Source organism: Bremerella volcania (assembly GCF_007748115.1).
In the GTDB taxonomy this organism is placed as follows: Bacteria; Planctomycetota; Planctomycetia; order Pirellulales; family Pirellulaceae; genus Bremerella; species Bremerella volcania.
This window is the reverse complement of record NZ_CP036289.1, coordinates 3,415,211-3,429,211: the sequence shown is the minus strand read 5'-3', so window position 1 is coordinate 3,429,211 and position 14,001 is coordinate 3,415,211. Positions and strand designations below refer to the sequence as shown.

Here is a 14,001-nt window from a genome sequence, read left to right as displayed (position 1 = left end):
ATTATCTGGGTCGAAGCTAGAGAATCATGGGCCGTATCTTACGTACTTGAGAAGAGCCCCTTCCTTCGAGAGCCGGCAACGATCTTGGAATGAATCATTCAGGCGCCTTTCTCACTTGGTTGTACCATGTCGTCACCGCTATCTTGTAATTCGCGGAGTATGCTACGCTCAAGGCGTCCAAAAAGTCTCCCGTGCCTCAAGTTCGACGCTGGGTTTATCCAGTGCGGCTTCTAACTGGTTGGCCACGTTCAGCATGTCCGTTCCGTACACCGCAAGCGGCGTCAGGAGGCTCGCTTGTTGGCCATCGCAGCGGAATAACCCACCGGCTGTTCCATCAAAGGTTGTTTGGCCGGCAGTCGTAACCAAGACAAGGCCTGGCTCAATGTGAAAGGACAAAACAAGTCGATCACTTTGATGCCGGTTGAATAAATCTCGTTGCCGGTTCTCCGTTCAGAGGGGGGCGGCGGAGTTCGATGAAGCGGCCATCGTGTTACCGCTTTAATCGTTGCCCCGCCGTCCAAAGGACTTCCCTTCAAGTCAACCACGCGGCCTAACAACTCGTCTCCAACAACCACATCAATCGGCCGGCCATCGCTTGTCACTTGCCATCCAAGACTTAGTCCCCGCGTCGAGTCGATCGCGATGGCCCGTACCGCGCCTTCTCCCAGATGGGAATGCACGTACGCAGTAATCACACTATCCTCAGAAACTTGGCAATACAGACCTGTTCCGATTGCCGGGCTTGTTCCATCGAATTGAACATCCAGAACCGTTCCTCGAACGGTCGTGACGACACCGCTGGCTGATGCGTTATCTGAATGTGGACTCATGCGCCTATTGTACGATGTGATCCCTCACTTATGAAATCTAAGGATTCCCGTTTTGTGCATGGTGGAATCCGCCATTCCCCAAGCTCGCCTGCCTTCCGAAACCCCGTGGTGTTAGTCCGGGTACTCTGGCTAAAGCGACTGCAGAAAGGCGAGTAAGTCGGCGAGTTGCCTCTCAGAGAGAGTTTTTTGGATATCCGCCGGCATAATGGAGCTATTGCTGCCTCGAATTGCTTCAATAGATGCGTTGGGTAGGCTTATGGACTTTTCCTGATCGAGCCCTAGTCGTAGCTGATCCGTTCCTTCGCCAAGTATGATGCCGCTATGGGTTTTGCCATCGGACGTGGCAACTATGTAAGGAGCAAAACCTCGCGCAAACGTGGCACTGGGAAAGAGGATTGATTCCAACAAATCGCGACGAGAACGACTGCGACCGATGGTACTTAAGTTGGGGCCAACTTGACCTCCGCGATCAGCAACGCGATGGCATTTGCTACAGGTCGCCTGAGTTGAAAAGAAAACTTCGCGGCCACGGATTGGATTGCCGTCGTCGAGTCGGGACTCCATTTGGAGAAGCATTTGCTGTTGCGGCAGGGTAAGAGGTTCTCCCAACGACGGTGCTGGAATGTCCAACCATTGGCTGGCTACTTTTTTCTCGGAGAGCCGATGAAGCTCGGCCAATGCCAAAGAGGCACCGCCGCTGACTGTGGGATTGGGATCGAGGACGGCTTGGCGAAGTAGGTCCCGTCGACCACCACGAATCAACCCTAAAATCACCGCGTGATGAAGCATAGGGTCATTCTGGGTATGCGGCAGTATCTCAAGCAGCGTGCTTGTGTATTGATCGTCGTTGACTTCCCAACGGCTGAGCGTGGCGATCGCATTCCGCCTCTCGGACGGTGAACCCTGGGCCGCCAGTTGAGCAAGCTGGGGAATCGATTGATCTCGAGTCGGTCCAGGCGGAACGTCAAGCAAAGCACGAGCGGCGATCTGACGTATTGTCGGATTCTCAGATTTTAATTGTTTCCCTAGTTCGCTGAGAGATTTGTTCGATGCTTTTCGGCGAATTTGCCAGAGGTGCTCAATGTCTGATGTTCTTTGTGGTTTGGTATCGTTTGCGGGTTGCTGGGTAAGTTCTGTTCGTCGAATGCGATAGATACCACCGTGGATGTGTGATTTTGCAACGCTAGATTGAGGGCAACCGATTCGAAACCATCCGCCGGTGTTAATGACCAACAGCGATCCATCGGGTGATTGCAGTACGTCCGTCGGATGGAAATCTTTGTCGCTGGACACAAGAAAGTCTTCGACTTCCTTCACTTCGTAGGTTGATTTATGGGGCTTCAAATGAACCTGGACAACCCTATTGGTATTGAATTGAGTGACGAACAACGACCCGCTGGTATCCGGTCCCCAGCCGTTGCCTTCGAACTGACAAAGTCCTGACACCGCCACATGTCCGAAGTTGTAGAGTTCCGGCAAGAGTGGGCCGGTGCGAATGAACTCCTGTTCGAGGCTTTCCGCGAAGTCCTCGCGTGGGTAAACACCGCCATATTGCCAATGGACCAGACAGTCGCCCCGTGGCTGGGCGTACATCAAGTTGACTGTTCCGAGCATGTCTCCTTCCGGGGTGAAGACAATCTCGACCGGATTGTCCATGCCACCGGTCGCGAAGGTTTGCACGTCACTTCCATCAGTGCGACACGAAAAGATGCGAGCGGCTTTTCCCTTGCTGATGATTTTCCCCTCGTCGTCCAATATTTCGTGTCCGTGGCGTCCTTCACACCAATAGATTCTGCCCTCCGGGCCTAGGAAGGGACCGTGAACGTCCGCCGCGTTGCCGGTGTAGCCAAAGTCTCCGACCAGCTTTTGCCTCTGGTCGGCTACGCCATCATCATCCGTATCGGTGAGCTTCCAGATGGCACCGCTCGACGCGACGTAAAGCGACCCATCCAACCAGAGACATCCTTGAGGGAATGTCATGCGATCGGCGAATGTCGTTGCCTGGTCGAATACACCGTCTCCGTCCGTGTCTTCCAATCGTCGAATAAAGTTGGGAAGCTGTTTTTCCAGTTCGGCTCGGGGAAGGTTCTCGCCCGCGTTTGCCGCTACGTAAAGCCTCCCTTGTTCGTCGAAGTCTGCCATCATTGGGTGACGGACCAGGGACGCTGGGGCGGCCAACTCGACCTTGTAGCCCTCTGGAACGTGAATGGATTTGAGGGAGAGTCCGTCGCCATAAGAGCATGCGGTCGACAGAATGAATACCAGGGCAAGTAGGGAACGCAAGACCATGCGAACTATTCCTTAATCAGACGATTAAACAGCCGTAACACCTAGGGCCCGACGAAGCAGATTATGCGTAATCTGCTGTACGCGGGCATCTGGGCCGTGTGGTCGACTCCAATGCGACCAGGGCAGTACATGCCCAGGCGGGCTACTCAGCCCTTGGGCCCAGAAGATGGTTGCCGCGTTGAAGACAAAGTTGCCTTTGGGCCCGGGGTAGATGGTTGCGGTCCACTGTTGAGGATTCACGCCTCCCTGCCAGGCGGTTCCGCCGGCGACCACTTCCAGCCCATCAATCGCTGGAGGATTGCCATGGTATTCCCAGCCGACCAATCCAGGGATCGATTCGCCCTGCTTGACTCCGGTACCGGAAAAGATCCAATGATCGGGACGAGTGATCGTCCAGTCACCTCCACCGTTCACGGGCTCGACATTTCGCGCGCCCATGAGCATCCCTTCGTCTGGTCCATGACGCGGAAACGGGCCATGCTCTTGCTCGCGTGTCACGGCGTACGATTGGTTCCCTCCGTAGGGGCCTCCGCGAAAGATGATGCGATTAGCCACGCCGGCGCTGCTATCGCGGAAAGGCGTTACCCAGCAGACGCTGTTTCCGGAAAGGAATAGAAGATTCACTCCTTCGTCCCGCAACTTTTCGACGGAGTGGAATTGCCGGAGGTCCCAGTATTCATCGTGTCCAACGCTGATAAACGTCTTACACTTCAACCCCTTTTCGGGAGAAAGCATATCGCTGTTGGAACAATACGTGACATCGTAGCCGTGCTGTTCCAACCAATAGGCGAGTGGAAACTCGAAAGGGAGGAACTCACCAGAACCTACCGTTCGTGGGTCGTCGACCACTCCGTTGTGTTGGGCTTCGCGGGCGTAGGGGCGGTCAAAACTAACATCCGCCCATGGACCTTGAACTCCACGGGGATGGGTGTAGATCGAATAATTGTTCGGCCAACGATTGTAGGCTTGCCAAGTGTTGTCGCTCACCTGAAAGAGAATGTCGGCGGGACGATCGTCTCGGACGACAAAGATAATGTAGCTTTGCCAATAGGGCTCACCCGGTTGGGGAATGGTTGTGAGCCTCCCAATGTAAACGCCACTCAACCAATTTGGTGGGATCTGTATGTGTAGCGACGGCTTCCAGTGGCACTCGTGAAGGTTCTTCTCTCCGGGATCTGGCGTCGGCTGTGTGACGGCCTCCAGGGGGCCGAAGGTTTTCATCAGTCGGGCACTGACCTGCCCCCACGAATGAAACCAGTCTTTAAGTTGTAGTCTTCAAGGATTCTTCCAGGGGAAGGTGCTGGAGCGTAGCGGAAGCAGCTTCCCCTGGAAGAATTGCCTCCGGTGCCGGTGGACGGTACCCCAGCGAACTGTGCGGGCGTACCGTGTTGTACTCGACTCGCCACCGTTCGATCAACACTTTTGCCTCCAGCAGCGTGTCGAAGATCTCTCGATCGAGTAGTTCATCTCGCAGCTTCCCGTTGAAGGATTCGATGTAGCCATTCTCCCACGGGCTGCCAGGTTCGATGTACAGGGTGTTCACCTCGACTCGCTCCAGCCAGTCACGGACCTTAGTGGCGGTGAACTCTGAGCCGTTGTCGCTGCGAATGAAGTCTGGCACGCCACGGCGAACGAACAGGTCGCTAAGACGCTCCAAGACATCCTCGCTGGTCAGTTGACGAGCCACATCGATCGCCAAGCACTCGCGAGTATACTCGTTGATCAGCGTCAGCATACGGAAGGCTCGACCATCGTGCGTTCGGTGATGCACGAAGTCATAGCTCCAGACCTCATCACGATGACTCGGCCGCAGGCGAACGCACGAACCATCATTAAGCCACAGGCGACGTCGTTTCGGCTGCCTTTTTGGTACTTTCAAGCCCTCGCGACGCCATAAGCGTTCGATGCGTTTATGGTTCACCTGCCAACCTTTCCGGCGTAACATCTCAGTGATTCGCCGATAGCCATAACGGCCATACTGTTCAGCAAGTTCAATCATCTCCCGGACCAGGCGAGGCTCGTCGTCGGGGACCCAGCGAACACGGCGCTGAGTGGAACGAGGCTGTCCCAGCACCCGGCAGGCCCTCCGTTCTGATACTCGCTCGCGTCCCAAAGTATCTCGCACGTGCTCGACGATTCGCCGTCGCTTGTCCGGGCTCAGAAGTTTCCCGAAGCGGCTTCCTTCAGGATCGCCTTGTCGAGTTCGGCATCAGCCAGCAGTCGCTTCAGGCGAGCATTCTCCTTCTCGAGCTCTTTCAAACGCTTGGCCTGATCGGTACGAACACCGCCGTACTCCTTCCGCCAGCGATAGTAAGTCTGCTCCGTGACGCCGATCGCCTTGCAGGCCTGGGCAATCGTCTTGTCCTGAGAGAGAAGCACCTCCGCTTCGCGGAGATGCTGGATGATCTGCTCAGGCGTGAATCTTCTTCTAGGCATAAGAAATCTCCCTTCAAATGGGCATGCATTCAGCAAAAACTAATTTACCGAATGGACGCTGTTGAAGGGGGCAGGTCAGATGGCGGAAACCGCCATCGCGAGGCGGTGAATTCTCTGATTACCGACAAGCGGCGGTACGCCGATATTGGGAGTTAGGCGCATGCGCCCACGAAGTACCCGATGAATCAGCGCTGATATCGCTCCCATTCAAGGAAGTCAGGATGAACATTACTGAACCGGCCCCCAGTGCTTTTCCTTGTCGTTTGCTGTTGGTTGATAGTGATCCACGTTTCCGACAAATCGTGACTGAGTTTCTTAGCAGCCAGACGGTCCATGTCGATCAAGTTGAACACGAGCATCAGTCGCTTCAACGAGTCGATCGAGCCGACTACGATGTCATCATATTCGAAATGGCGTCAGTCACGCCAGCTTCACTGCAAAGACTTCGGCAACTTAAGGAGAGAGCTGCTTGTGAAGTCGTATGTGTGTCTGAAATCTCAGCTGCAGAGTCGATCGTCGAAGCGCTCAAGGCTGGTGCGTTCGACTATTTGCCCAAGCCGGTGCGGATGTCGCGACTGCAGAAGACCGTCGAGAATGCGTTCAAGGCGACTCGCCGACAACGCCAATCAGTTAACGGACGTCCACATAACAGGCATGGAAAAAGGTCATTGATGGTCGGGCAATCAGCCCCCATGCAGGAAGTATTTCGTCTGATCAAACGTGCCGGTCCTACGGAACAACCAATTCTGATCCAGGGAGAAAGCGGGACGGGCAAGGAATTGGTCGCCAAGGCCGTCCATCAGGTAAGCCATCGAGCAGATCAACCGATGGTGGTCGTGAACTGTGCTGCTTTACCCGAGAGTGAGCTTTTCGGTCACGAAAAGGGGGCTTTTACAGGAGCTGCGAGTACCAAGCCGGGCTTGTTTGAACTCGCCGACGGAGGAACCATGTTCATCGATGAAATCGGTGAGATGGCCGGTGGCATTCAAGCCAAACTTTTGCGTGTCTTGGAGGATGGTTCGTTTCGGCGTGTTGGCGGGACTGAGGAACGACGTGTGAACGTTCGTTTGCTCACGGCCACGAATCGAAACCTCTTCCAAGAGGTCAAAGAGGGACGGTTCCGGGAAGATCTGTTTTATCGAATCGACGTGATGCGACTTGAGTTGCCTCCACTACGCCATCGAGGAGATGACATTGCCTTGCTGACGCATCACTTCATGGGCAATGATTGGCAAATCGATATGGATGCAATGGAGGCCATCGAGCGGTACCACTGGCCTGGAAATATCCGCCAACTGATTAACGCCCTTGAACGAGCCAAGATCTTGTCCGACGACGAGACGATCCTTTTACAGAACCTGCCGACAGAGGTCGCTCAGTGCACATCTGCGGCAAGTCGTTCCATCCCTCCCCGAAATGATGACTTGGAATCGTTGATGCGCCAGCAGATAGAAGTGGTCATGTCGCGAGAGAAAGGGAACAAAGTCCGCGCAGCCCGCGCTTTAGGTGTGAGCCGTCGTAGCTTATACCGTCTGTTGGAAAAGTATCAGATCGTGTGACGAGTTGGAGAGTCTCTGTTGGTCGAGTGACGTGTTCTGAAATTAACCAGGTTTGACGAGTATCCATAGCAGCTCAAAGGGCATAACAATGGCCATTTGTGTAGCCGCACACGAGTCGAACGTTCTAATCGGACCAGAAAAAATGCCTGGTACACTTTGCGTTCCGCCGGGAGCCAAACGACTGATCTTGGTCGCCCAAGGCGATAGGCGTAGTCGGATGGGTTCTGAAACGCAGAATATCTCGCTGGCATTGCAAGAGAGGGGATTCGCCACATTGTTAATTGACTTGCTGAATGAGTGTGAAGCGAGCGACCCCTGGTGTTTTTTTGACATTCCTCTTCTAGCCCTACGACTGCGAGAAGTCGAGAGCTGGGCGCGGGATCAGCCAATGATTGCTAGTCTCCCCCAGGGCTGTTTCGGGTTTGGTACTAGTGTTGCAGCTGCATTGGTCGCGGCGGCTTTGAGTGGTACCAGTCTGGGGGCGGTCGTATCCTTGGGAGGTCGCCCTGACTTGGCGAAAGCATACCTTCCAAAAGTGACGGTCCCCACGCTGCTGATGGTCGGAGGGGACGATGAATGTGCGATCTCATTGAATCGAAAAGCTCTCAATAAACTTAGCTGCGTTAAGCACCTCGAACTCGTAAGTGACGCAGCACGGCCGCTAACGGAACCAAGTGTATTAGAGCACGTGGCACGGTTGACTGGAGATTGGTTCTCTAAATACTTACCATCAAAAGACAACGAATAACTAATCGGCCTCGTCCGTCGGAGCCTAGAACAATGGTCTTCTCAATATTCCTTCGATGACGACAATGGAATATCGACGCAATCCATTCGAGTGAAGTGCTTAGGTCGAAAAACGACAGTCGCCAAGTTACGCCCTAGCATAGTATCGATGAACTTGGGGGACGTGGCGCGTAGGAGGTGTTGATGAGGGCCCAAATACTCCGCCAAGTGGTGTCACTTCGCGATGTTTCGACACCGCTGGAACTCGTTGACGTTCCCACGCCGCGTCCCGTCCGAGGCGAAATACGGATCAGAATTGCCGCATGTGGCGTCTGCCATACGGAGCTAGATGAAATCGAAGGAAGAACGGCTCCGCCCAACTTGCCGATTGTGCCGGGACATGAAGTCGTCGGTTATGTCGACGAAGTCGGAGATGGCGTCGTAAGTCATCGCGTCGGTGATCGAGTTGGCGTCGGTTGGATTCATTCGTCCAGTGGCGATGAGCGGGAGAACATCAGCCCCAAGTTTCGTGCTACAGGCAGAGACGTTAATGGCGGATATGCCGAGTTTATGACGGTACCGTCGGACTACGCCTATCCGATTCCCTCAAGTTTTTCTGATGCCGAAGCCGCTCCACTATTGTGTGCCGGAGCCATCGGCTATCGAGCCGTGCGACTGACAGGCATCAAGGACGGACGGACTCTTGGCCTGACCGGGTTTGGTGGGTCGGCGCACCTGGTTCTGCAGATGGTAAGGCATCAATTTCCACGGACGAAAATCTTTGTGTTTGCCCGTGATCCGGATCAACAAGTCTTTGCCCGGGAACTCGGGGCTGAGTGGGCAGGACACACTACGGATCGTGCCCCCGTGCCTCTGGACGCCATCATCGACACAACGCCAGCTTGGCAGCCCGTCGTTGAGGGGTTGGCCAATCTGGCGCCAGGTGGGCGGCTGGTCATCAATGCGATTCGCAAGGAGGATGCAGACAAAGAACGACTTCTTCAACTCAGCTACCACGAGCATCTGTGGATGGAGCGGGAAGTGAAGACGGTCGCAAACATCACGCACTATGATATTCGCGAATTCTTGCCGCTGGCGGCTGAGATTTCTCTTCGCTCGACGGTCACTGCTTACCCGCTGGAGGAAGCGAATCGGGCACTCATGGAGTTGAAACAGGGAAGTGTCAAGGGTGCCAAAGTTCTCTTGATGGACTCATAAGGTGATCTAGTCGGGGAATCAGCCGTTTTCCAATACCCACTGGACGGCCAGCTTCATCAATTCCGCGCTATTTTTCGCCCCCAATTTGTGGCGTAGTTTCTCACGGTGAGTATCAATCGTATGGACGCTTAGCTGTAATTGCGCGGCGATAGCCGCCGTAGTTTTGCCATGGCCGATTAGCTGAAACACTTCCAGTTCCCGATCACTAAGACGCTGGATGGGATCCTCGTCCATGGTTGTTTTATTGGATACGACCTGGCTGAGAAGTTGCTGCGTCATTTTAGGACTTAGGTAGCGATCACCTTTGAGAACCGTTCGGATCGCGTCGATTACCTTATCCTGTAGCTCTCGCTTGTTAACATACCCGAGCGCCCCAGCCCGTAGGGCTCGATTCGCATAAAGCGACTCATCAAAGGCTGAGACAACTAGCATCTTCGCGGTCGAATTGCGGGAGTAAATCTCCTTGATCAGTTCGATCCCATTTCCATCTTCCAACTGGATATCCACGAGCGTTAAGTCGGGCGAAAGAGAACGATACTGGGACAAGGCATCATTGATACCGCTTGCTTCCCCACAAACCTCAAGATCTGGTTGACCGTCGATGCGAGCGGCCAATCCTTCGCGGACGATCGGATGGTCGTCAACAATAAGAATTCGGCTGGGAGATGATGTTGAACCCATTCTAGTGTGTCACCTCAAGATTGCCTTCGCGGGAAACAGTGCAGTTGACGAGCGTGCCACCATCTGGACCGGGAACGATCTTGATGACGCCTCCGATCAAACTAGAGCGGTACTGCATGATCTTAAGCCCCGTTCCCAGATTGGATAGCGTTCCCGTTTGAATGCCCCGCCCGTTGTCGATAACTTCCAGCGAGATTGTTCGGTCCGTGCCTACCAGTCGAATATCAATTCGCGAAGCGTCCCCATGCTTCATGGCATTCGTAACCGCCTCCTGAACGATTCGGAATAGATGCGTTGCAACGAAATTGTTGGTCAGGTTGATGTCGCCCCGAAATTCACACGCGCAAACAACTCCATATTGTATGCTGACTCGCTCGGCGAGTTCTTCCAGTGCGGCTCGAAGCCCTTCCGCATCGATCTCCACGGGGACCAGTCCGCGCGAAAGGTTATGGACTTCGCGCGCGGCTTCGCTTATGCCTCGAGCGACGCGGTCAGCCAGCCGAGCCACCTTGGCCACCGTCGGTTGACAGCGAGCCTCCCAGTCGTTCGAATCCGAGAGCATCTCGGCTACGGTTTGTGAGAGTAGGCCCAGCCCGGTAAGTTGTTGCTGAACGCTGTCATGCAGTTCATGACCGATACGACGGTCTTCTTCGGCAGCAATCTCCAGCACTTGTTTTTGCAATTCCTTAAGCGCGGATATATCGCGAATGATGCCGGTGAACAGAGGTGGGGCATCGATTCGGCTGACTGCCAGATGAACGGGAAACGTCGATCCATCTTTCTTTTTGGCGATAACCTCTCGTCCGATGCCGATGATTCGGGCTTCGCCTGTTCGCAAGTAGCGGGAAAGATAATCGTCGTGTTCGCTCCGATAGGGCTCCGGCATCAAAATGCTTACGTTGGTGCCGATCAGTTCCCTTTCTTCGTAGCCGAAGATCCGTAATGTGGCCGGATTGACACCGACTATCATTCCCTTCGGATCGATCGTCACGATGGCATCGGTTGCCGTTTGAAGAATCGCGCGCAGCCGCGATTCTCGTTCGCTAAGTTGACGAGCGGATCTAATCTTCTCGGTAATGTCGCGATGTATGGAAACATAGTTGGTACAGCGGCCTTCCGAATCAATCATCGGTGTACAGATGATTTCCGCGTCATAGGTCGTTCCGTCCTTCCGATAAAAGAGCAACTCCCCCTGAAACGGGCGACGAGCGTGAATTGCCTCGGACACCTCTTCGACGGACTGCGAATCCGTATTTTCTCCGTGAAAGATCTCAGGCGTTTCGCCCAAAAGTTCGGTCTTATGGTACCCAGTAATCCGGCAAATCGCTTCGTTGACAAATACGATGCGCGGACACGAACCATTGAACTCGGTCTTGGTGATCACAACGCCTTCCCCTAGGTGGGCAATTGCTTCGGCAAGCAAACGATGCTGATTCTCGGCATATTGCCGAGCGTCCGTTTCGAGTTTCAAAGAAGCCCTGGTGTAACTGAGCTGGCTGATTCGCAGCAAAGTTGCTCGTAGAATATCCGCATTGATGGGCTTTAGGAGATAGTCGTACGCTCCCTCGCGAAGCGTCTGGACGGCATCTTCAACGTTGGGATTGCTGGCGGCGTATACGATAGCCGCATGCGGGGCGAGCCTTCGCAAGCGGGGAAGTATTTCACGGGCATCTCCGCATGCAAGTTCCGTGTCTAGCAAAATGACGTCTATCTCTTGCCAATCTCCCTGCTCAATTGCCTCATCGAATGATGACGCTAAGCGGACATGGTGTCCATCGTGCTCGATGACGTCTTGAATATGACCGCGCGTATCCGGAGCGCTTTCGATTACGAGCACAGTGAGAGACAGCGTATTTGGTTGAATATCGGACACGCGAACGCCCAATCAAGCATGTGGTCAGTGCACCGCTTCCGCAGCGAAGTAGTTCATCCACGCTCACTAATCATAAGTTGAGCCGTTCCAATATGTAATCACGATCATCAAGTAGTTGTTGGGGCCGCACAATACTCAGCTTCCGCTCCACCCAACTCGGTGGTTTGGTTCGAGGAGTGCATTTAGCGGGAAGGTTGCCCGTATCTTGTTTAACGCTGTTACATGGACCTGATCAGTCGTTCACGGCCTGTTGAAAGTGAGGATGGTGGAAATCACCATGTCGAAATGGAGTTTAACTCGATTTCGAAAACTTCAGAGAATCGTCATATTTTTTCATGGCAAGCAAGACGCTCGACCTCGACCCGTCCGCTAAGGCCCGACAACCAGGCGCAAAAAGATCTGCGTCGAATCAAAACCATGGAGGAGAATCATGTTGGTACTCAGTCGAAAAGCCAGTCAAATCATCCACATTGGCGCAGATGTTACTGTGAAGGTTTTGGGAGTTTCTGGCAATACGGTCCGTTTGGGGATCGAGGCTCCGACGGAAGTTTCCATTCTTCGCGGGGAACTTCGTGACGATGTCGGCCAACAGGATTCCGACGAGAGTTTACCTGGGTCTATCCAAGTACACCCCACTCCGAAGCCGGGCTTGCAGTTCGCTCTTGAAAACGTTCCGGCCTCGGTTATTCAAGTCCCCTAGTTGGAAGAAGACATTCGATGCTTATCCCAAGATCCCGTAACCGAAAGAGCCAGCTACATGCTCATGAAGTTGTAATGCGACTCGTAAGACGCCGGATGGATCAATGCCGATATGGCTTCATCTTTCGAAAAGTCAGCGTCAGTTTTGATGACGGAACGCTTACGTTAACTGGTTGCGTACCGAGCTTTTACCTCAAGCAAAACCTCCAGGAGTTGCTTCGTGACATTCCCGAGGTGAAACAAGTGGTGAACAATGTCGATGTTGTCAGTAGTTGCGGGCTTAGCAGCGTCCGCCGAGAAGATCGGCGATGCTCTTGAAAGCTTGGTGGCTTCCACCATGTTGAAATCAAGTTCTTCTCGATTGGTGAACTGACCAATAAAGGTGAAAATTCAAGCAAAGTTGAACAGTCAGTAAGTTAGCCTTGGCAAACTGGTTTGCCTTGGTTTATTTCTCCGACACATTCAAAAGGAGAAGGCCATGAACGCTCCACTTGCAAGCCGGCAAAGCCGCAGCCTATTCCCCTGGGCTCAAGGCGGCAACCTTCCTGCATTGCGGGAAGAAATGGAACACATGTTTCATCGCTTCTGGGATGAGAATGGTGACATCTGGGGTGGCCAGATGTTGTCACCGGCCCTTGATCTGAAGGAATCGGACAAGGAGATCACCGTTCGATTGGATCTGCCTGGGGTGGAAGCCAAGGAAGTCGACATCCAATTGAATGGAAATCAGTTGGTGATCAGCGGGGAACGAAAAGAGGAAAACGAAGAGAAGGGTGAGACCTATCACCGCATCGAACGCCGAAGCGGACGCTTCTCGCGATCGACGATGCTGCCGTGTGCCGTCGAGGAAGACAAGATCGACGCCATGATGAAAGACGGCATTCTGACCGTCGTGCTTCCCAAATCGCCGGAAGCCCGGTCGCGTCATATCGAGGTGAAGAGTAACTAAAGCCTCGATGGTTGCGCCTCCAACTTGGCAGCGGTTGGCGGCGCAACTTCTTTTTTGACGCCATCCATCTTGGCAATCTATGCTGGGCTTCGTCGAGTTCATCATGCCGCGTTCCGATACGGCAGGGGAACTCAATTTTTGAAAGCGGCCAAAAGGTCGTTCCAGGCGGCAGGTGATCCAGCCATCGCAAGGAGGTAGTAGGTTGCCGAATCTACTATTGCCAATCTTGCAGTATTCGAGCGTATTGATGCTGCTTACCCTCGGCCATCTGGATCAAATCGGAGAAAAGTTCACGAACTTGCGCTGAAGACGTTGATTCGGCTAGATCTCGATAAAGAGCCATAAGCTTGGCGTCGAACGAAAGTACCTGCTCGACAATTTCCTCCGCCGTCATGCCGGGATGGAGATCCATCTCACGCAGTGCTTCATTGATTGTTTCGTCTGCGGAAAACTGAAGCCATGTATCGATAGCTGCTTTGGCATTGGCCTCTTTTTCATAACGTCGGAGAGCAATATTGAAGGCCTCTTCGTGGCGTCCAACGTAATCCAGTAGCAATTGCAAACGTGTGTCAGGCTCGCTCGCGGAAAGTTGTTTGCAAGCCTTATTCAGTTGGTGATGTACGGCTCGGACGTGATCCAAGATGTCTTTGACCTGTTTTGATGGCATCGCAATGTCTCCGGGGCCCAAACCTCTCGGTTGTTATTGTGCCGAGAGTTGCTGAACACAATGGGAACTAGGTG

Annotated in this window: 11 protein-coding genes and 1 pseudogene; 5 read left to right on the top strand and 7 right to left on the bottom strand. The window is 53.7% G+C overall.

Going from position 1 to position 14,001, the window contains the following annotated elements; all coding sequences use genetic code 11:
* Window positions 1-281 precede the first annotated feature (281 nt).
* The 4 genes and pseudogenes from Pan97_RS13825 to Pan97_RS13810 all read right to left on the bottom strand — a co-directional run bounded on the left by Pan97_RS13825 (window position 282) and on the right by Pan97_RS13810 (window position 5,555).
* Complete coding sequence (locus tag Pan97_RS13825; protein WP_144973454.1) at window positions 282-830, bottom strand: hypothetical protein; 549 nt, start codon at window positions 828-830, stop codon at window positions 282-284.
* A 129-nt stretch (window positions 831-959) separates the two neighbouring features.
* The gene (locus Pan97_RS13820) at window positions 960-3,119 is read right to left on the bottom strand and encodes a PVC-type heme-binding CxxCH protein (RefSeq protein ID WP_144973452.1); all 2,160 of its coding nucleotides are present in this window, start codon (window positions 3,117-3,119) and stop codon (window positions 960-962) included.
* 24 nt (window positions 3,120-3,143) lie between these two features.
* Window positions 3,144-4,346 (bottom strand): annotated as a pseudogene (locus tag Pan97_RS13815) (N,N-dimethylformamidase beta subunit family domain-containing protein); the annotation flags it as partial.
* A gap of 34 nt (window positions 4,347-4,380) precedes the next feature.
* Window positions 4,381-5,555, bottom strand: a protein-coding gene (locus Pan97_RS13810) for an IS3 family transposase (RefSeq protein ID WP_144970036.1) whose coding sequence is annotated in 2 segments (ribosomal slippage) — window positions 4,381-5,291 and window positions 5,291-5,555 — 1,176 coding nt in all. Because the reading frame shifts where the segments join, the coding sequence is not laid out codon by codon here.
* 221 nt (window positions 5,556-5,776) lie between these two features.
* Between Pan97_RS13810 and Pan97_RS13805 the strand changes: the two genes are divergently transcribed.
* Both Pan97_RS13805 and Pan97_RS13800 read left to right on the top strand, forming a co-directional pair.
* Window positions 5,777-7,114, top strand: coding sequence for a sigma-54-dependent transcriptional regulator (locus tag Pan97_RS13805; RefSeq protein WP_144973450.1), 1,338 nt, complete (start codon window positions 5,777-5,779; stop codon window positions 7,112-7,114).
* Window positions 7,115-8,044: 930 nt separating this feature from the next.
* Window positions 8,045-9,058: a zinc-dependent alcohol dehydrogenase family protein gene (locus Pan97_RS13800; protein WP_144973448.1), complete on the top strand. Its 1,014-nt coding sequence runs from the start codon at window positions 8,045-8,047 to the stop codon at window positions 9,056-9,058.
* Window positions 9,059-9,076: 18 nt separating this feature from the next.
* Here the strand turns inward: Pan97_RS13800 and Pan97_RS13795 are convergent, their stop codons facing one another.
* Together Pan97_RS13795 and Pan97_RS13790 are read right to left on the bottom strand one after the other, a co-directional pair.
* On the bottom strand, window positions 9,077-9,739 hold the full coding sequence (locus Pan97_RS13795; protein ID WP_144973446.1) for a response regulator: 663 nt from the start codon (window positions 9,737-9,739) through the stop codon (window positions 9,077-9,079).
* Window position 9,740: 1 nt separating this feature from the next.
* On the bottom strand, window positions 9,741-11,612 hold the full coding sequence (locus tag Pan97_RS13790) for a hybrid sensor histidine kinase/response regulator (protein WP_165698746.1): 1,872 nt from the start codon (window positions 11,610-11,612) through the stop codon (window positions 9,741-9,743).
* 430 nt (window positions 11,613-12,042) lie between these two features.
* On the opposite strand from Pan97_RS13790, the gene Pan97_RS27165 reads away from it, so the two are divergent.
* The 3 genes from Pan97_RS27165 (at window position 12,043) to Pan97_RS13775 (ending at window position 13,260) form a co-directional block, all read left to right on the top strand.
* Entirely contained in the window at window positions 12,043-12,312 is a 270-nt protein-coding gene (locus tag Pan97_RS27165) for a carbon storage regulator (RefSeq protein ID WP_144973442.1), read from the top strand.
* Window positions 12,313-12,329: 17 nt separating this feature from the next.
* Entirely contained in the window at window positions 12,330-12,629 is a 300-nt protein-coding gene (locus Pan97_RS27160; RefSeq protein ID WP_144973440.1) for a BON domain-containing protein, read from the top strand.
* Window positions 12,630-12,789: 160 nt separating this feature from the next.
* Window positions 12,790-13,260: an Hsp20/alpha crystallin family protein gene (locus Pan97_RS13775; RefSeq protein WP_144973438.1), complete on the top strand. Its 471-nt coding sequence runs from the start codon at window positions 12,790-12,792 to the stop codon at window positions 13,258-13,260.
* Window positions 13,261-13,474: 214 nt separating this feature from the next.
* On the opposite strand, the gene Pan97_RS13770 is transcribed toward Pan97_RS13775, so the two are convergent.
* Window positions 13,475-13,900 carry a hypothetical protein gene (locus Pan97_RS13770; protein WP_144973436.1) on the bottom strand — a complete coding sequence of 142 codons (426 nt, stop codon included), beginning with the start codon at window positions 13,898-13,900 and terminating at the stop codon, window positions 13,475-13,477.
* Window positions 13,901-14,001 lie beyond the last annotated feature (101 nt).

Coding starts and splice junctions, on each gene's coding strand:
- Pan97_RS13825 (WP_144973454.1), bottom strand. CDS start 830: ATGAGTCCACATTCAGATAACGCATCAGCCAGCGGTGTCGTCACGACC.
- Pan97_RS13820 (WP_144973452.1), bottom strand. CDS start 3,119: ATGGTCTTGCGTTCCCTACTTGCCCTGGTATTCATTCTGTCGACCGCA.
- Pan97_RS13805 (WP_144973450.1), top strand. CDS start 5,777: ATGAACATTACTGAACCGGCCCCCAGTGCTTTTCCTTGTCGTTTGCTG.
- Pan97_RS13800 (WP_144973448.1), top strand. CDS start 8,045: ATGAGGGCCCAAATACTCCGCCAAGTGGTGTCACTTCGCGATGTTTCG.
- Pan97_RS13795 (WP_144973446.1), bottom strand. CDS start 9,739: ATGGGTTCAACATCATCTCCCAGCCGAATTCTTATTGTTGACGACCAT.
- Pan97_RS27165 (WP_144973442.1), top strand. CDS start 12,043: ATGTTGGTACTCAGTCGAAAAGCCAGTCAAATCATCCACATTGGCGCA.
- Pan97_RS27160 (WP_144973440.1), top strand. CDS start 12,330: ATGCTTATCCCAAGATCCCGTAACCGAAAGAGCCAGCTACATGCTCAT.
- Pan97_RS13775 (WP_144973438.1), top strand. CDS start 12,790: ATGAACGCTCCACTTGCAAGCCGGCAAAGCCGCAGCCTATTCCCCTGG.